This window comes from Asticcacaulis sp. W401b (genome assembly GCF_046503825.1).
Classification (GTDB): Bacteria; Pseudomonadota; Alphaproteobacteria; order Caulobacterales; family Caulobacteraceae; genus Asticcacaulis.
On the sequence record NZ_JBKFEE010000011.1, the window covers coordinates 1 to 19,981 of the forward strand.

At 59.6% G+C, this 19,981-nt stretch carries 7 protein-coding genes; 2 read left to right on the plus strand and 5 right to left on the minus strand.

What is annotated here, in order from left to right:
* The first annotated feature begins 205 nt into the window (after nucleotides 1–205).
* Complete coding sequence (locus tag ACK8OE_RS16585) at nucleotides 206–1,447, plus strand: tyrosine-type recombinase/integrase (protein ID WP_410273473.1); 1,242 nt, start codon at nucleotides 206–208, stop codon at nucleotides 1,445–1,447.
* Complete coding sequence (locus ACK8OE_RS16590) at nucleotides 1,444–1,878, plus strand: thermonuclease family protein (RefSeq protein ID WP_410273474.1); 435 nt, start codon at nucleotides 1,444–1,446, stop codon at nucleotides 1,876–1,878. Before ACK8OE_RS16585 ends, ACK8OE_RS16590 begins: the two co-directional genes overlap by 4 nt.
* A gap of 113 nt (nucleotides 1,879–1,991) precedes the next feature.
* Here ACK8OE_RS16590 and ACK8OE_RS16595 read toward each other — a convergent pair whose 3' ends face one another.
* Genes ACK8OE_RS16595 through ACK8OE_RS16615 form a run of 5 tightly spaced genes read right to left on the minus strand, consistent with a single transcriptional unit; the run spans nucleotide 1,992 to nucleotide 19,966 of the window.
* Complete coding sequence (locus ACK8OE_RS16595) at nucleotides 1,992–4,646, minus strand: DEAD/DEAH box helicase (RefSeq protein ID WP_410273475.1); 2,655 nt, start codon at nucleotides 4,644–4,646, stop codon at nucleotides 1,992–1,994.
* Nucleotides 4,643–12,154 (minus strand): sacsin N-terminal ATP-binding-like domain-containing protein, encoded by a 7,512-nt coding sequence (locus tag ACK8OE_RS16600; protein WP_410273476.1) that lies wholly within the window; start codon nucleotides 12,152–12,154, stop codon nucleotides 4,643–4,645. The genes ACK8OE_RS16595 and ACK8OE_RS16600 overlap by 4 nt, the downstream gene beginning before the upstream one ends.
* Nucleotides 12,147–13,463, minus strand: a complete 1,317-nt coding sequence (locus tag ACK8OE_RS16605) for an McrC family protein (RefSeq protein WP_410273477.1) — start codon at nucleotides 13,461–13,463, stop codon at nucleotides 12,147–12,149. Before ACK8OE_RS16605 ends, ACK8OE_RS16600 begins: the two co-directional genes overlap by 8 nt.
* Nucleotides 13,463–16,702 carry an AAA family ATPase gene (locus ACK8OE_RS16610; RefSeq protein WP_410273478.1) on the minus strand — a complete coding sequence of 1,080 codons (3,240 nt, stop codon included), beginning with the start codon at nucleotides 16,700–16,702 and terminating at the stop codon, nucleotides 13,463–13,465. The genes ACK8OE_RS16605 and ACK8OE_RS16610 overlap by 1 nt, the downstream gene beginning before the upstream one ends.
* The gene (locus ACK8OE_RS16615; protein ID WP_410273479.1) at nucleotides 16,703–19,966 is read right to left on the minus strand and encodes a TM0106 family RecB-like putative nuclease; all 3,264 of its coding nucleotides are present in this window, start codon (nucleotides 19,964–19,966) and stop codon (nucleotides 16,703–16,705) included. It lies immediately after the preceding gene.
* Nucleotides 19,967–19,981: the final 15 nt, after the last annotated feature.

Here is a 19,981-nt window from a genome sequence, read left to right on the forward strand (position 1 = left end):
TCCGCAACCATCCCACTGGGCCTTTTAAATCACGCTCAATCACGCACCATCACACTGAAACACAACACATTTTTGACTTGTCGTAGAGTCGGTCACTGTGGCATATTGGGGTCGGTTTTAAGGGGATCGGAGCCCTTTTTGCCCCCAGTCGCCGACCCCACGAACCCGTCGAGCGACCCCAGTTGGAAGCCGACGGAGAACCCCAATGCCAAGCCTTACAGATGGAGAAATTCGCCGCGCCTTGAAGCAGGTGGAGACGACAGGCAAGCAGCTTACCTTGGTCGACGGCGAGGGTCACGGGACCGGCCGCCTGATCCTCGTAATGAAGCCCATGCCGACCCGCGTCACCGCGGACTGGATGGCGCAGCAATGGCGCGACGCTAAGCGCCTCAAGAAGAAACTCGGCTCCTATCCATCGATGCCCCTCAGCAAGGCGCGCGAATTATTCAATCGCGACTTCGCTGATATGATCCAGAAAGGCCGAAGTATAAAAATAGCTGGCGACACTCGACCGGGGACGGTTGCTGACCTGTTCGAGGCGTATGTAGCGTACCTCAAGGAGGGCGGAAAATCGTCCTGGAAGGAAGCTGAGAAGGGCCTCAACAAAATCGCGGATACGCTCGGCCGTAACCGCCCGGCCCGCGACATCGAGCCGGATGAGATCACGGCGATCATTCGACCAATCTATGAGCGCGGCAAACGTTCAATGGCCGATCATGTACGCAGCTATATTAGATCCGCTTTCAGCTGGGGCCTGAAATCTGAGCACGATTATCGGTCCACGGCAGCGCGACGCTTCCGTCTGACCTACAATCCCGCTGCGGGCATACCGACGGAACCCAAGACAATTGGGACGCGCTGGTTAAGCGAGGACGAGTTCGTTCGCCTCTATCGCTGGCTCGAATGCCCCGACACCCCGGTTCATCCCTCCTATGCACGCGCCGTTCAGATCATTATGTTGACCGGCCAACGAGTTGAGGAAATCGCTCGCCTGCATATTGATCAATGGGACGCCAAGGAACGGATCATAGACTGGACCAAAACCAAGAATCTTCAGCCGCACGCTGTTCCAGTGCCCTCGTTGGCCGCTGAGCTGATCGAATCGATCATCCCAAACGAGTACGGGTGGTTTTTCCCGTCCGCCAAAGACCCATCAAAGCCCGTCAGCCATGGCACGCTCTACAGCTTCATCTGGCGCCAGCGAGATCGCGGCGTAATCCCCCATGCGACCAACCGCGACCTTCGTCGAACCTTCAAAACCCTGGCAGGCAAGGCTGGCATCCCCAAGGAAATACGCGACCGCCTCCAAAACCACGCCTTACAGGATGTAAGCTCCAAGCATTACGACCGCTGGAACTACATGGTTGAGAAGCGCGCTGGTATGGCCAAATGGGACAAGTTCGTCCGCGCCATGCTCGCCAAAAAGCGGGTGAAAGCAGCAGCATGAACCATAAACATCTCAAAATAGGGTTGGCAATGCTGGCCGTGCTGCCTACAGCGACAGGCGCCAAAGCCGATCCCTGCAAGGCCATTCCGGACCATGGTCCGACGCCGTCCTATCTATACCGCGGCGCGCACTTCTCCGGTCCCGTAGTATATGTCGGTGACGGCGACTCGTTGTGCGTGGCTGTCGGCGAAGGGCCAGCCAACTGGGTAGAGATTCGGCTGGAGGATTTTTATGCGCCGGAACTCCACTCCCCGTCCGGCCCCGCAGCCAAAACCGCGTTGGAACGCATCGCGACAGGCCGGAATGCCGAGTGCACCGCCAATCACCGGTCATACGATCGGGTGGTCGCCACCTGCCGGATCGGCGGGTGCTCCATCGGAGATATGCTGAAAGGCGCCGGAATTGTTGAGGGCGGCAACGGACACAATTAGCCCAAGCGTGAGGATGGCCATTAGCGGCATTTATACGCCCCCCGCCTCGCGACATCGAGCCGGACGAGTTCGACAAAGGCAGGCGGTGACGCTTCCGGAGCTACCTATTCGCACTACCCTGCTGCGCCCGGAATAAAGAGCATTTCTGGCCAGGAAATCGGCCGCCGGAGCGTATACGCATGAGAAGAGATGCTAGCGTCAAATGCCTGTTTAAGGTGCTCCATCATCACCTCAGCGCCATCAGTCTCTGACCCCGTACCAGGAGAACTTTTGACCGTGAGCGTGTTCATCACCTTTAAGAGTTCCCAATCTCGCAAGACTTCGATCTTCCCGTCCTTCTCCGTCACACCGAATATTAGCCTATGGACGAGCGAACCGGTCCCGGTAACTTCGTCTTCAACAGCTAGGATCAGCACCGGACGGTCGAGCCCCTCGACCGAGGCGACTCGCGTTGGGATGTCTTGCGCATCGTCGAGCGCAATGTCGAACAGAGGATGGCCGATACCTAAAACCCTAGAGGCGGCATTGGCGCCCCGGAGGCTGCGGTCGAAAACCAGTCCCTCGTACTTGTCCCGGAGCGCGTAGCTGCGCGCCTTCCAATCATCGGGGGTTCTGATCTCAAGACCATCATCCCGCCGGAAAATCCGGCGCCCATGCCTGCCGACAGTTTGGATGAAGAACCGCTCTAGGTCGGGAAGGTCGACCTTCGGCAAGTCTTTTCCGACTTGCTGAAAATCAAACCTCGACACGGAGCCAAAAAGCTCGCGCACGGTTTCAACCACGTCACGCCCACCGAGGGTGGAGGTGGCACGATCAAACCAGCCACCCAATCGCTCGCCAGAAAGCCCTTCGCTCCCGGAGAAAAGCTCGTTGAAGAGCGAGTTGCCAACCATGCCTATGACCAACTGTGAAATATCCTCCTGTTCCTCCATCACCGAGGAGAGAGCGGCCTGAATGCGCTCCAGCTTCGCATTGAGCAAATCCCAGATGCGCGCCTCGACTGTCTGTGGGTTTCGCAAAATGTAGACCGAGACCGGCCGCGTCTGGCCATAGCGGGATAGACGCCCGACTCTCTGGTGGAGCCGCATCGGATTCCAGGGCATATCCGCGTGCACCAGCACGGCGCAGCACTCTTGAAGGTCTATGCCCTCGCCGCCAGCCTCGGTGGACACAAGAAACCGCACTTTCCCCGCATTGAAGGCATCCGCAGCGTGCTCGCGAGACTGGCTGACAGTCTTTGCCGAGCCCGAAGCCTGCTCAAGGCCATCCAGCCGTTCATCCCCGTTGATGAACGTAGCCGAACCAAACCCGAACCGGCGACACAGCGCGTTGATGATAAGGGCTTGGGTTGCCTTGTATTCCGTAAAGAGCAGGATCGGCTCGTCAGGGCCAAATTCCTCTCCGATCATCTGAAGCAGGCGCTCGATCTTGGTCTCTCGGATTATAGCGTCGGCGAGAGCGATCAGTTCGTCGAGACGCTGTATCTCGTCCTCCATAAGCAGGACGTCAGCAGAACCGGGAAGCGCTTCTTCGGCTTCCGACAAGTCGTCAAAAGTCGCCTGCTCGTCATTAGGAAGTGGGACGGACTCATTTGAACGGCCAACGAGGTTCGCAAGCATTGTTCGACGTTTTCGGAGCGCATTGCGGATCGCCGCGATCGAACTGGCAGCCAACTTCTGTAGCGTGATCAGCACGAGCATCCGTGCTGTCTGCGCACGCCCGTCAAGGGTCGCGGCATAGGCCCGGCCGTCGATGACGAACTCGCTTAACGTCCGATAGAACTGTGTTTCATCGTCGCTATATTGGTATTCCCGGTTGAAGACATTAACAGGCTTGAAGAGTTTCTGCCCTTGGAGATCGGTGACAGTCGCCTTGTTGTTTCGGACCATGACTTTGGAAAGCTGAGAGAGCTGTTCCACCGGGTCACGCTCCGGGTCGAAGAGGTCCGGCCGCACGAGGTGCATCAAGCCGAAGAAGCCGTAGTCTTTCCCGCGATGCGGAGTTCCGGTGAAAAACAAAAGGGAGTTGATCTTACCCCGCTCCTGAAGGTCGGAGACAAGACTGTATGCCAGCGTCTCTCCGGCGCGTTCATCCACGCTGAGGTGGTGAGCCTCATCGACAATGACCAAATCCCAGGGATCGGCGTTGAGTAGCCTTTCCCGTGCGCCGCGACGGTCATCTCTCAGCGTATGGAAGGATGCTGCCACCATCGAAGCTGTCGCCCAGAAATCGCCGCGCGCCGTATCTGCTTCCGTGACATAGCGTTGGAGTCGGATGTCGAACATATCCTTGAGGCGAAATTGCCACTGCGGGACGAGCTTTGCGGGCGCGAGGATCAGCACCCGGCGCACGCGCCCGGATGCGATCAACGGCATGAGGACAAGGCCGCATTCGATCGTCTTGCCCAGCCCCACATCGTCAGCGACAAGCCAGCGGAATGGCCATTCCTGGGTTACTTTGCGGCAAACCCATAGCTGGTGCGGAAGCAACTGCACGCGCGAGCGAGAAAACACGCCCCACTGGTCATTGACCGATCTAATCGCAAGTGCCTGGGCACGGATCACCGCGTCAATGGGATCTGCGTCCGCGCCTTTGCGGAGAGCCGAATAGAGAGAAGGTATCTCGGCAATTTCGCTTGCGAGAACCTGCTCAACAGTCCCGCCGAAACGAACGACGGCCGTGGCTCCCATATCCACCACGACGCGCCCATTGCCATGACGAGGATGGTGTACGGGAACGCCGGCGGCCAATTTTCGTGCTTCAGTCATTCGCCATCCCCCCCTAACTCGCCGTCGCTCTCCCGCTCATCGTCATCCGTGAGGAGGTCTGGCGGAGCAGCGCCAACATCAGCGAAGCACGTTTCCAAATCATCCCGGTGCCTGCGCCGGGCAATCAATTGAAGCGGAAGATCGAAGTCGCCATCAAACCGATGGTTGTCTCCGAGATGTCTCGTTACGAAATCACAGATCGTCCGACTAGCTTCCTTGTCCGGCCGCTCACGAAGGTCAGCGCCCAATTCATTCAGCAGGACGCGGACACGCTTGGATGGAGCCCAAACATAAGGAATCATCAGATGCTCATCGCCCGTCTCATAGGCGCCGTGCCGCACCAGTTCACGGATCATCCAGTTCATACCGATACCAAGAGAACGGTTCATCGGGGCAGCGTCGATGGAAAGACGCATGGCCGGTGGCCAGTAGCTCGGCTGCAAGGCGCCATTGAGAGAAATGACGCCATGCTCTTCGATAATTCTCGGTAGCTTGACCGTAACCTCGCGATACTCGTCCAACCAGCGAGCAATGGAATACAGATCGACGAATGTGCGTCGCCACGTCAGATATTGCTGATCGAAATGATCGGGTGCGCTCCATCGTTCTAGCCGTTCAAGCCATGAGTGCACCTCATCGGGCGGCCGTGACTCGGACAGTTCTTGCCACCAGCCTTCTCTGTAGCCGGCCTCGATAAAGCTCTTGTGCTGCTCGTCCTGCGCTCTGCCGAATGACTGGAAGCAGGCCAAGGCGAACATCGTGAACCATGCCGTGCGATCCTGTGACCCCCGAAGCTGCGACGGCGAGAAATCCCCCGGGTAGGCCCTCTCCACGTATGAGGCGCGGAGGCTAGAGCCCTCGGCGCGCCACCATGCGTGGATTGCTGTCAGGACCGTTGCAGGCTCAGGCGGGGGAGACTGAATAGACATTGGCGACAAGAAGGCATCTCTGCCCTGGATGGCATACAGGAGATCGTCCTTTTCCTTCTCCGTCCATCCGGAGAGCAGCGGGCTGATCCGCAACTGCGACGAAGGCCAAGGCAGCCATCCGGGTCGCTGCCGGCCGATCTCATCACCCAATTCTCGGCCTTGGCGCCCCTCAATGACGTATCGGAGCGCTGCCGCTTGTCGGTCTGGGTCGTCGTCCGGGATTTCCGCTGTCCAGCCCCCGAGGTCACGCGCTTGAGGGCCGAAGCCCGATCGTTCGCGGGCGACCCGGAAAAACTCCAGTGCCGCGCCTGTATATTGCCTGTCCAGCAGATGCTTCGCGGGCGCAAATGCGCATAACCTGCGCTCTTCGGGGTCCTCGGCCGCATCGGGACTCGGAAGCTGAGCTATCCGCCAAGCCCCATCCTGTGCGAGGAACAATGCCTGCCTGGAAACGTCCAGAATCTCGTGAAGCTCGTTATCAAGCGGCGCTTCCCGAATAGATTGAGATGTAAGGGCAAGGCCGAGGGTTTTCGCCAAATCTGCACTGACATGCTTGTCTTCGCCGATCTGCTGGCGGAGAAGGCTTGAAAAGCGAAGGGGACGAATATTCCCAAAGCCGAGCTTTCGCAATTGCCCAGCTATATCGGATGATACCGTCCGGTCTCGTAGCTCCGTGATGGCCGGCCAATCCTGAACTTTGGCGAGCATGGGAAGATCCGATAACGCGCCATCAACGAAACAGGCCGCGGCCGACGCTTTTATCAACAAAGCGAATGGAGGCGGCAGGCGGGTCGGCACGACCTGGCGCTGGTCTATGAGGTGGCCATATCCCCGACCATCGGCGTGCAGGTGCCGGGCGAGACCGTCGTCGAAATCCGGCGCGAGGACATCGAATAGGCGGGACCAGAAGGTGCTCCACGCCGCCGTTCTAGAAGTGTCCGAGGCATCCAGGTCAAGGCTTTCCGCGAACCCGCGCCAGTCGGCGTCCGCGAGATCGTGCAATTTCAGAAGGCGGTCCCCTAATGTCCGTCCTAGTGTTCGGAATCTATCCGTCTGATAAGCAATCGAGCCGGCCAGTCCTGTCCGTCCTGGATCGACAGCGAAAGGACCGTTGAGCAACCAGCCAGAGCGGGACGGCACCTCAAGCGGGGTCAGGTTCCAGAGTCGATTCAGGTCGTCGGGAAATCTACCTGGTCCGCCAGCGCCAATACGCAGCAGAAGGGCAAACCCGAACGACAGATCGAACCGCAGGGCACGCTCGCGGCACCCGCCTGACACGGAAATGACCCTGATCTGGCTCTCGCCTAGAAGCGGCGACGACGAGCAATCTACGCTCGTGGGAACATCGCCCTCGATCTCGATGCGGCGAATGGTGCGGGCGAAAGCAGGTAACCACGTCACGGCGGATTTAAACGCCGCCATCGCATCAGTGCCTTTGTCAGTCGTCTCTGCTGAAAGGGGAACTTCGAGAACGGTCGCCTTTCGGCCGCCTGGGGCCTTTCGTGCCTCCGCTATGTCGATGCCTTCCGGCCATGGCGTCGGCAAAAAGCCGCCGGCCGTGCGCAAGGCGATAAAGCCGCTGGCGATGCCGATGCCGTCCGACAGCACATGGACGCTCTTGAAGCCCAGCCCAAACTTGCCGGTCAGATCGTCTCCGGGGCGTTTCTCGGAAAAGTTCATCAACAGCATATTGAGCAGATCGCGGTCATGACCGAGGCGGCGCCCCTCCTCTGCGTCATGCCCCATGTGATTGATCGGGCGGCCCCAATGGACGACACGAAACCCGCCTGGGTCGCCCGTTAGAGGCTCCACCCGGAAACGGGCGTCCGATGCAGGTTCACCATGCTGCCGATAGGCATCGTCGGCGTTCTGGAAAAGCTCGAATAGAACCCGGCTGGCGGAATATCCGAAATCCCCGATCTTGGCGCGAACCGCGGACAGAAGCTCGGCTGCCAGCGTGCTGTCGGATACTTTTCGCCATAGCTCCGCTTTCAATTCTTCCATCTTCTGCGCCGACGCGGAAAGGTGATGGAGGTGGCTTTCCTCAGCTTGATATTCGCGTAGCGCTTTCTGTGTGCGATAATTAGTGGGGAGCTTCAACTCAGCGAGAATCGTTGGGAGCCGGTCCCGAAGCAGGCGTTCAGTTTCCTCGATCGTCGATTGATCTACCTTAACCGCCCTGTCCAACATTTTCCGCAACGCCGCACGCTGGCTTTCCATGCCGAGCCACAGACAGTCTGCCGCGACTGTCTCGACGAACCGCCGGAAGATGCCGCTGGCCTCTTTCTGCCCGTATACGCTCGGATCCACGTGCCTGACTGGCAGCGTGATCAATGACCGCACTTTACCGTCGGCGGCCCGGATGCCCTCATGGCTCTTGTGCAGATTCCCAACGAGAATTCCGTTGCCAGGAGCACCCAACGGTGCGTCGAACACGTCCCCCGACAGGGCCACTGCTTGCACATGCTCGCCCGCGACCGGCTCGATCAAGAAACGGCGTTGATCAACCTCGTCCGCCAACGCGTTCGGATAGAGGATTTCTCTGGGAAAGTGATCGTCGAGGTCGGCCCAAAGTGTATCGACATCGGCGGTCGCGTCGATCACCCATTCGTTAGCCAGGTGCCGGAAAGGCTCGCTCCGGCCGATCAGGCCGAGATAGACGATCACAAGGTCAGACGGTACGCGCCCCCGCCATGGGCCGAGGAACGACCGATGCTGGTCTGCCCACTGGGCGTCCAATGCGGCCAGGTCGACATTCCCGATCTCCCCCCGGCGATATTCTGTCGGAGATGAGTCATGAACTTCATATCCAGCGCCACGCCTCTCGACAGGTGATGCCTCACGCTTTCCAAGCGTGGATGCGTAGTCCCGCGCCAACACATAATTCGGATCGAGCCCGTCACCGCCTTGGACGACCTCCCGACCGCTGCGCCAATTTCCGGCCTCGGTAGGAACCAGCGTTCCGCCGAACACTCGACGGCGGCTTTCTTCCGGCCAACGGGTGACGATATTGAATCCGTGGCGATAGACTCTGCGGGCCGCCTCGCCTCTCCGCCCGTTTTCCTCCGCCAACGCCGCGAGGTGGTCGAGGTGGATTCCTGCCAACTCAGCGCCGGAGGAGTGCATCTCCGCGAAAGCGGCGACAACTTTCATCGAGTCGCCGCGATCAGCTTCCGAGATCAGTACCGCCGCCAGCAGAGGCCAACCCGGCAACCCGACATCGCCGCCGTCTTTCGCCAATGTCGCAAAATCGTCTGTTGGAAGGTCATCAGCCGTTCCAAGGCGGCCGATGATCCCCCCATCATCGACCATCAGCGCCAAGGCTTCATATGAAGAGCGCCTGTCCGGCAGAACCCATCTTCCAAGATGATCGAAGCCGCGATGCTCGCGCACGTCGATGGCCAGCCTTGCAGCGGGCAAGAACGGGGGCGTCTCTCCATTCTTCAAGAGAAGCGCTCGTGCCGCTTCATCGACCGCTGATGGAAGAGCAAGTACCTCCTGGGGCTTGACCGGGTGTCCATCGGCAAAAAGCCAAGACTTGGCGCGCAGTCTTTCGAGCAAGTGTCCATCGGGCGGAGATTGCAACCCGGCGAGCGCGTCCAGTATCACGCCACGAAGGCTGTGTGGATCACTGCAACTTAGCGCAACATCAATCTGGCTTTCCGGCGACCATGCCGCAATAAGCTGTCCTTGCCGTTCCCGAGCCTTCTGGCTTTGGCATGGCCGGACGATAGAAACGACAGCCCGCAACGGTTCAGGCACAGGCCATTCTTTCGTTTCGCGAAAGATGCCCTTTCCAGCCCCAACTGTCCCGTCCTGCCTTTCATGGATAGGCAACCGGATAAGCAGATCATCGGGCAGTCCGGCCTCAAGGACGGCTTCCCGCTCTGATACATCAGGGCTAAGTTGCTCAAAGGCGGCGATATGCTTCTCGAACAACGCTTCCAGATTGGTCGCGTCGAGCACCTCAATACGAAGATGGTTTCGTTGCGTCCTAGACAGTCCGTCAGCAATGCCGGTCGGGACAAGAAATTCGTTTTGGCTCCGGCTAATCAAAGCCGTGGCAATGCGCTCTATCCTTTTTTGATTCGGATCGAGCGTCCAAAGTTTCGATACTGAGTATCCCGCTTCACGAATACCGACGCAGAGGCGCCTAGCGGCTGCTGGATCGTCTTTATCGTCGGTTCCAATCTCATCGAGTAGCCGTTGGCGGGCGTTTTCTGGGCCAAAGCTCATGGCTTTATTGATGAGCGAGAAAGCAGCCTCCTTGCCCGCCGACTGAAGTGCGAGCTTTGCTTCATCTCGAAGGAGTGGCGTCGCGCCGCTGTCCACGATCAGTGGGGATACGTCCGGTAATGCCTCCACGAGCAATGGCAGCCATGTGTTCGCCTGAGGCGAGCTTGCGAACAAGAGTTCGGCTCCGGCGCATTCAACGAGCGTTTGGAGCGATAGCACAACTGGGCCCCGGACACGGACATCCCGCACCCGCAGAACCTTGATGGATGCGAAATCACGGTCACGCGCCAGTTCGGAGATATTCCGCTCGGCCTGAGCGAGCAGCGCCAACGCGGCGGTCGCTGCTTGATCCGCCTGATCGCCTTCAATCAGCGGCTCAAGTGCGGTGAGCAACGCCTTGAGATCGTTGTCGGATAGCCGTGGAGGGCGCCGGCCATCATCGAGCCATTCGCCACGAACTGGCAGGATATTCGCAGGGGCAGACACCAGCGCGCGCAGGACCTGCCGGTTTTCGACAGATGGGGGAAGCGGGAACAACGCGCCATGTGGAACATGGGCAAGAACCAATTTAATAAGTTCGGACGGAGCGAGCGCCTGAGTTCCCGCCATGGCCGTGCGCAAGGCCGCGACCATATGCGCCCCGATCGCGGAATGCAGGGCATCGCCTGGCATCGCCATATCGAGGAAATCGACGAGAAGTCGCGCGAGATCGCGCGATTGGAATGCACGCGGCGAAAGCCCGGAAAATACTGTGCCGAGGTCTGCCCCGGTCCAGCGTATCGGCTGCGCACTCATCGCCGCGCGGGGATCAACGACGAGGTGAGCATCATTTGAATCGGCCCATGCGCCGATGGGGCCAAACAATTCCACAATCCGTTGAGGGGTATCCGCCACCGAGGCCGGCAGCGGCCGGAGGGTGCCCCCCGACGGAACGACACGCCAAACGATGGCCGACCCTTCGAGCACACGCACCAACGCATGTTCTCGGCAAATGGCGTCGCGGTTGCGCCGAAACCAGTCATGCCGTGCGAGCGCCGAAACAACCTGAGTGAGTTCCGACGATGTCACCATCGCCTTGCCAAGCGCGTCTCTCAGCAGAGCCGGCAGGAGTGGAAGAACCACGGAGTCACGAAGTTCGCTATTCCACGCGCGGCGCAGCGCCATAGCATCGGCAGGCACGCCAGTTTCGACGACAACATTCAACCCTTCGATCTGGCGACGGCCACTGTCGAGGAAGAAATAGCCGTGCAGAAGGAGGCGAAATTGGCCGAGCTCACCACCGTCGTCGAGCGGGATGACGATGCTGGACTCATCGGAGATGGGCAGGAACACGGCCCAAGAAATGCGTAGCTGCGCCGGCTTAGTGTGCGCAGTTCCCTTGTGGGGGATACGCAACAGAGTCGCGGCCCCGTGCGGCTCTCCCTTTTCCGGAACGGGTTGTGGGCTGAGAACGGTGATCGTTTGCGGCCAATGCGGGGTGCGTCTCAGTTCCGCAAGACGGCCGTCAATGCCCACCGTTTCAAGCCCGACAAATGACGCTGTTGATCTCTCTGGCGTGGCTTCGATCTCGCCGCCAAAGGCGTGAACACCATCGCCCAAACGGTTCGGCCCAAGGAAACGGCCCTGCGCAACGTTGAGTTTCAACCTACTGCGAGGTTCACCGTTTTCTAGAATTTCAATCAATTTCAGATGGCGCAGCGTCGTCAGGACAGCCTGCAAATCGTCAGGTCGGATGAGTTCCCTGATCGTCTCTGTTGCCGATGGTATATTGCTGGAAAAGCCAACCCCTGGGGCTGGCTGAATACCATCCCGGCGCAGCGGCAGCCAAAGAACGAGGCACCGATCTGGGAAGTCTGAGACGACCTTACCTCCCAAAAATCCGACATCGGCAGGCTCGAGTGACTCCCACTGCCGACTGATATTGCCTGCGACATCCACTTTCAGGAACGGGTTGACGACCGTGCTGAAGGCATCGCCGTGTTCCCTTCGGGCGTAGACGATAAACGCATCGCAGAGGTGAAATACGGCCTTCTGGCCGAAACCAAACTTGCCGATCGCGGCATTGTCGGCGGCTTTGCTACTCTCGCCAAAAGACGTAATTCCGCTCTCGTCCTGCCTGCGGAAGAAGCCATCATTCGCAACCAAGAGACCCGGCCCACGCAGCAGCGGATTCACCGCGTTTGGCCAGCCGGGCAGTGCGTCGAGCGTGAATCGTTGGGCTTGCGCGTCGTCGGCGTTTTGCAGCAACTCCTTGAGGATTGGATACCCGGAATCGTACCGATCCTGCAGATTGCTCTTGATCTGGTTAACGATAGAGATCGGAGAAATGTAAAAATCAGGCATAGGCGTAGTCCACTTTCGGCTCTTCACTCAAGAGCAGCCGCCTGAGCCGCGTCAGTATATCGGTGCCGTTCGCCACGTCGATGCTCGCAGTCTCCAGGGTGGTTTGATGTCCCGTGATTCGATGACGCGCATGAACCAAATCTTCGGGGCCAAGTCCCATGTGATGGGGATAGAGCAACGTCAAGCGCGGAGCACGATAGAGCTGCGCGTACGCCATCATCTGATAGACGTCCGCTTGCGAGACCCCTTGCTTGGGGTCATCGATCCGAGAGGAAATTCGCTTCCACTTGGTGTCGATGACGTGGGTGATCGCGCCGCCTCGGCGAATCAGGATGTCGGGCTTGGTCTGGAAGAGCCCTCTCTCGTTATCCTGGGCGCTCAGGCAGAACAGGTGCCCGCCTTGCAACGAGACGGTGAGCCCGGTTCCCGCCAGTGCTCGAGCAATCAACCGCCCGACATACTCTTCGAACAGCGCGTTCATCTCGAAAAGCATCGCTGTGCCTTGACCTGCGCCACCCGTGGTCGTCTGATAGCGGTCCTGCAAAAATAGTCGGGCCATAGCGAAGAGGTCCTGCCATGACCGATTGGTGCGATCGATGACAACCTCATCCCAGCGCAACCCTGAAACCGGCACATCGACGATGTCGGCATAGACGAAGGCCAACTCGCGCAGGCGTTGCTGGTTGGCACTGCGTCGCGAGACGCGAAGAAGGCGAAGCACCGCCGCCTTCATGATCCGGTTCAGCGCGATGTCTTCGGACAACAGATCGAACCGACAGGCAAGGCGCGAGGGGTTGACCGCATGGTGAGTGAACTGGCGGGTAATATCGAGCTGGCCACGCAAGTTAGGCAAGTCCTCCTCGTGATCGATATATCGGCGCGGCATCCCCTTGCGCAGGGCCGCGGTCAGCTTTTCGCAAAATATGCGGATCAGGATTTCGAGAAGTGTCTCGCGCTGCCAGGCAAGATCAGTGATGACGCCCAAGTCAATCTTGAGATCAAACGCGACAGCCAGCATATGGACCAAGCGTTTACGGATCGCTGCGTTCTGATGATCGGGCGTTTCACCGGGCACCACGTCGATCTTTGGCAGTATCTCCAGGCTTGCATCGCCTGCGGCAAGAATCCCGACCACACCACGAGCGCGTAGGGCCTGCCGACCATGTTCGAACACCCCGCTCCCGCCGCGGCCAGCAAAGACCGAACGCGCCGCCAGACCCGCCAGCCGGTCGGCATGGTGGACCGGGATCTGCCCCTCGCCGTCCCCGTAGGCGAGCTTGTCCCATTCTCGAACCGTATAGGCGGGCATCAGGCTGCGAAATCCGAGAAGTCGAAACTGGCCTTAACACTCCAGCGCCATTTGTCCCCGCCCAGTTCCTCTTCGACGAAGCCGGCCGGTGCCTTTAGCCTTTTTGCTTCGAGGAAATGGGCGCCGTTGGCACCGTTGGTACTATCGTTATCGCCGAGTACAGCAGCGACTTTCGACCAATCCTCATAGAAATACTCCGCCAGAAGCGGGATTATCTTGTGGCGCATTACGTCCTCAACATCAGCCCGGTTGCGGCAGCCGGTGAAATAAGCGTGGCCTATCTGGTGTTCGCGATCGAAGAGAAATTCGATCCGCTCGTTGAGCGTGTGCAGCAGCTTGCACAGATTGATCCCATCGAGATTTTCGGCGTCAAGCTGTCTTGCCGTTAGCGCCCGGCGCAGTTTCTCCACGTCCGGCATCAGCTCGCAGAAGGTGAAGCGGCGGCGCAAGGCGGTATCGAGCAGCGCAATCGAGCGATCCGCCGTATTCATTGTGCCGATAATGTGCAGGTTGGCCGGCACACCGAAGCTGGTACCCGAATAGGGCAGCCGAACCCTAACCTCGTTTTCGCAGCCGAGCCGCTTGTCGACTTCGAGCAACGTGATCAGCTCGCCGAAGACCTTGGATATATTGGCTCTGTTGATCTCGTCGATGATAAGGACATGCGGTCGCGCTCCCGCTACTGGGCGCTCGGCATTGGGGTCGATTACCACGGCTTCAAGCGCATCCCAGTCGATCCGGTCTGGATCGAGCCTATAGGCCGCCTGGCGGCGAAAATTCCGTGCGTAGAAAGGCGCGCGCTCGGCACCATTGTCATCGCGCCATATCCATTCGACTCGACGCCGATGCGGGTGGACCGCTGCATCAGCATCGAAATAATACTCGCCGCTCACACGGCCAAATGCGCGATAGCTGTCGCGGCCATCAGAGATGACAACATAGTCACCTACCTGTAGGCCGGACCGGAAAGCGTAAAGCATCTCGATGTTGGGGTCCTTGCCGGATGCGTCGGGGTCCTTCTGGTCGTTCCACGCCTTCCGAATTTCCTCGAAATCGTCGAAGCGCTCGTCGGACCAGTCAATGTCACCACCCCAGCCGAGATGGATCAGCCCGCCATCGAGGCCTTCGCGGATCCGATCTTCCTGACTGCCGCGCTGGCCGAGAGCGATCTTATAGATTGCGCGCGAGCGGTCGAGCCGCTTGGCCGGCGCATCGCCGGTGTCGAGACGCGCTCTCTCGCTGATGATCTTGAAAACACCCGCATGGGGCTTGAGACTGAAGCCACCCGAAGTGCTGGCGACCTCGTCATCACCTTCCTGTTCCAAACTGGTCGTTGGCCGCAGCCCCTCGACGAAATCCTCGTAAGAAAAGGACTGATGGAAGGTAACGAACTCGATCCGGCCTTCGCTGGCGAGACGGCGATATTCCATCATCACGGCATCGCGGTTTTCGCGAAGTGGATCGGCCACCACATCGCCCAAACAGAGCCGCACCGCTTCCCAAGCGGTGGCATAGGTCTTGCCGGTTCCCGGCGGCCCGTAAAGGATGAGATTGGTGGAGGCGGACATAGCTGTGGCGGGTACAATCGTCATGGTCGGGTGCCCTTTTGCCGAGGCGAGCTGATACGTGAAAACGGTGGAACTGCTGGGATTGGGCAAGGTGTTAGTCGGCGGTGGGACCTGAGCGAGTTGCTGGAATTTCTCGCTCCCGAGCGCGCTACAGATGGCTGGATGCCGGTCGAACAGTCCCATGTCGCGGCCGAGATCTCCGGCGCGGATCGCAACCTCGCTGGCGCCCTTCTCACGGGCAGGTTCGACATAATAGTTGCGTGCGCATAGCCGGATGCGGTCGGCGTCGCCGATCAGATGCGCGTACCGCTCTGGCGGCGTGACCGGCGCATCATCGCTATCGACGATGATATAGCCGGCATTGTGGAGTTGGGCGGCGGCATCGGCCTTCTGTCCCCACCCCCCATTAAGCTGTGTCTTGTCGCGCAGGAACCCAACAATCGGCTTGGACGGGTAAATCCGGTTGGGTCGGTCACGTGTCGAACGGACCCAATAGTCACGCGGCTCGCCAAATACATCGAAAATGGAGCTATGCGCCTTCGACTGGCGGTAGCTGTCGTAGGCATCCATCGCCGTCTCGACGGCTTCGCGTGAAAAGGCCGCCATGTCCTCTTCCTTATAGTTGTGGACGATCCAAAGTGCGCCTTGCACATCTATCATGTCACGCGGCGCCAGGCCTCGATCCGCGAAAGCGCGCCGAACCGCCTGCATGAAGCGCCGTTCGTCGCGATAGGTGTCAGCCATCGACGGATGATCAGGAAACCGGCGACCGACCGCTTCTCGCCAGAGGTCCTGACGCACGGAGTGGCGGATATAAATTCCATCTTCGGGGGAGAGATGCAGGAACAGGAATTCGGCGATCTGGCGTGCCGGGTCTGGCTTACCGTCTGGAACCGCTGCGATCCATGCCTGGACGAAAACCTCCAGGGCAGCCGCGTGGCCGTCTGGCCTACCGAGCGCGGCGTCGACCAGCGTTCGCAACGCCGGCCAGAGCTTTTCGCGATCAGCGTCACCTTTCGACGACATCGGCCAATAGACGCGCCAATCCAGCAAATTGCTTTTGCCGAGTGCGGTGTTGACAGCGTCCGCCAGCGCCTGATCGGAATCGGCCTGTGTGATCGCGGCCTTCAGCTCGGCTGCGATTTGCAGCTTGTAGGTCCGTTCCGCCTCGTCGAATTGCGGGTCGGGTCGATCGAAGCGGTCGAGCGCGGGAAAGAAATGACGCAACTGTTCGATCCAGCGCGTGACCGCTGCCGGATTGAGCACCAGTTCATCGTCGGACTGCAACAGAACGCCGATCAGCCGACGCAATGACTCAGCGTTGTCTATCCGCACGACAAAGCAGTCAGCATCGCCAAAAGACCAGTCGCGGCTAAGGGCGGAATGCCGGCCGCCATCCTTCATACCGCTTTGATAGGGGCGCACTTCGGTGGCAAAGCCGTTTGCTTCGACCAGATCGCGCCACTTCACATCAAGAAAGATATTAGCCGGACTCTGAATTTCCCAGAGCAGACGCTCGCCTGCTCCAAATTCAAAGGATGCCATTTTCTTGGTGACGCCCTGACCGGGACGTAGCCCCGAACCCCGGAGCACATCGAAAAGCGCCCGTCGCAGGGCTATGGGGCGTTCCTGCTCATTTTCATCGAGGCGCGCCTCAAAATTCGTCCACATTCAAAGAACTCCAAACTCGGGCAATGCGCACAGGGTATTGACGAGGCGCATTTGTTCGACAGTGTCGCATTTGGCTTCGCGCAGCCGAGGTGAGCCGAACACGAGCGCCAGGCCTTTGGCCCGCGAGACGGCGACGTTGATTCGGTTGAGCGAAAACAGGAAATCCATGCCGCGGGGCGTTTCCTCGACCGTCGACGCGGTCATGGAAACTAGGCAGACTGGCGCCTCCTGCCCCTGAAACTTGTCGACCGTCCCGACACGGATAGCGGCGGGCAAGGCATCCTGTAGGGCGTTGACCTGAGCATTGTAAGGCGCGACGACGATGATGTCGGCCGGACATACGGGGCGCGTTGTCCCATCTTTGTCGGTCCAGGTTCCCCTCAGCAGATCTGTGATCGTCGCCTGAATGGCAGCGACTTCCTCAGCCGCGACCTGGGCGTTGCCCTCATGCGTGACCGGTACCCAGAAAGCACCGGCCTCGGGACCGCCCGTCCCGCCTATAGCTTGGACGGCAGTATCAGGCGCGCTGGTGAGGCGGCCTTCATAGACCTGCCGCGATATGAACGCGCAGACATCGGGATGCATCCGGCGCGAAACCGGCAGGAAAATGCCGCGATCGGGCGGGACCGTGGCATGATCGCCCAGCATCCATTCCAGGCAAGACAGGTTTGCCGGATAAGGATGCGCACCCTGGATAACCTGCGGCAATTGACGCGGATCGCCGACCAGCACGATGTTGCGCGCACACCGACCCATAGCGACCATATTGGCCAACCCAACCTGCCCGGCCTCATCGACGAACAGCCAATCGAGCGCCTGCTCCTGTTCGGGGCGGGCAAAGAAGAAGGCCGTGCCGCCCACCACATGGGCGCGGTGCCATATAGGATCGTCATTGGCGGTGGAGCGGATGACATCGATAAAATCGTCGGAATAGCCGTCCTCGCCGCTCCCGACCTTATGAGCGATGCACAGACCACGGACAGGGTCGCCATCGTCCTGCGCCGCGACGCATCCCATCAGCACATTGCGGATGGCCTCATGACTGTTCGAAGTAACACCAACGCGGTAGCCCTGGCGCACCAGCGACAAGATTGCCCGTGCGGTGACATAGGTCTTGCCGGTTCCCGGTGGCCCCTGGATCGGCAGCACAGTGCCGTCCATGGCTGCAATTGCCGCGATCGTTCCCGTTAGCGGATCAGCGCCATTCAGTAGATCCGAGCGAGCGCCTGTCACAAGACGCGGGGCGGCGCGCGCCAGAAGATCATCGATCGCTGTCAGGCGGCGGGCACCGCATTGATCCTCGATCACGTCATGTAACGCCGCGGCAATGACGTCCGTATTCAACGGCCAGTCGGGATGCAACGTCAGACGGTCAGCCAAAAAATGGGCTTTACGGGGACCGACCTTGAGCGTGACGATCCGCGTGGTTCGATCCAGTTCCTCAATGCTAACACTGGCCGGTGGCCCATCGAGGACCGGGACAGTTGCACTTCGACCCGCACGCAGCTTGGTTTCCTGCTGCGGAAAGCGATAGCGACGCATCGTCGAGCGTTTGACCGGTTCTGCGGGGTCGATGGCTTCGAGACCCGCCAACGCATCGAGATCGTCGATCAGGTCATCCTCGTCCTTGCCTGCGCTGTCAAAAACCGCCCATTGCGCCGGCTTGGCTTCGCGTTTGTGAAACTGGCCGAGATTGAACAACATGTCCTGTCGGTCTGGTGGCAGGTCGGTCGCAGCGAGCTTCGCGCGCAGAGCCTGCGTTTCGGCGTCTTCCTCGACCTCCTTATCGCCGGCATCCATGGTCAGAACCGGCCACGGCGCAGCAGGCCGGATGCTGACCAGCCAGTCGCGCAACTCCTCTGTCGAGAGACAATCGATGCGGTTGTAGTCCTCGATCTCATCGAGAATCTGCTGTTCGCCCGTTTCACGCCAGTGCTCATAAGCCACGACCGATCCGCCCGCCGTTTTCACCTCCCCATCGCGTTTGCGCCCATAGAAAGCTTCCATCGACTTGATAGAGTAGTTGGCTTCCGAGCCGATGAGCGCGCCGCGCACCACGGCAAAAAGATCGACAAAGCGCCGCTCACGGAGCAGGCGGTCTAAGAAGGCCTCTCCGATCCCGTATTTGGCGGTCAGTCGCCGCAAGGCGGTGATCTCGTAGGACGCATAGTGATAGATGCGCGCTTGGGGAAAAGCGCTGAGCCTGTCCCGAAAGAAATCCAGCAACTTGGACAAGGCCGTGGCCTCTGCGGCATGGTCATGCGCCCAGAAGGTATTGAACTGACCTTCGACCCAGACGCCGTGCAGATATTCAAGTCCGCCTTCGTAATGTGGGTCGCCCTCAATATCGTAGAATATGTCGCCCGGCTGCGGCTCAGGCAGCAGATCGAAACCCTTGCCAGGCTCGCGCAATCGCAGCTCGAAAGCGGGCGTCCCGGTCTTGCGGGCATGTTGCAGACGGGCCTGAGTCACCAGACGCGCCCGTGTGTTTTCAGCCATGCCGCGGATCGGACGATCCAGTTCTGCCAGCGCTTCCATCGTTGCAATGCCGGATGCCTCGAGTTTTTTGACCTGACTGCGGCTGATATTGGCGACGTTGAACAGGCTGTCCTCTGTCTTCCAAATGTTGTCGCAATGATCGCCCCAGCGGCAGAGTCCGCAATCGGCACAGGGAATCGGCCTGGTCGGGATCGGGTTGCTCAGAAATGCCTCAAGCCGCTGGCGCGCCATTCGCGCATAGGCTTGATAGTCGGCGAGCCGCAACTGCGCCCTACTCCCATCTCCGAGTTCGACATGGGCATATTCGGGGGCGACACCCTGAATCTCGGCCAAGAGGTCCGAGTAAAGCACCAGTTGCAGTACATGTTTGGGATGGGGACGCCGCTTGAGTTTGGTGTCGGTGACTTCATAGCTGAAGGGGCCAAGCTCCGAGGGGCGCTCGACGCGCTCGAGAAAATCCGACCAGCCACCCCAATTCTCGCCGAGCAGCGCTCCCTGGAAAACGATCTGTGGTCCTCCCGCCAGTGCGACACGCGTCGCCTCCGCGTTTTCGGCAATGTCCGACCGAGCGATCTCGACAACAGAAACGCCCGAAGCCTTCAGCCTAGCCAGATGGGCAGCCTCATGGGCATCGCCCTGTTTCTGGAGCAGAACTGCGTCATCGCTGTCATCGCGGGGCACAGGGCCTTTGCCCTGCATAAATGCGAGGTCGAGCGCAGTCGCATGGGTACACCCCATGAACCGCATCAGATCTGATGCGGACAATAGTATCCGGCCTCC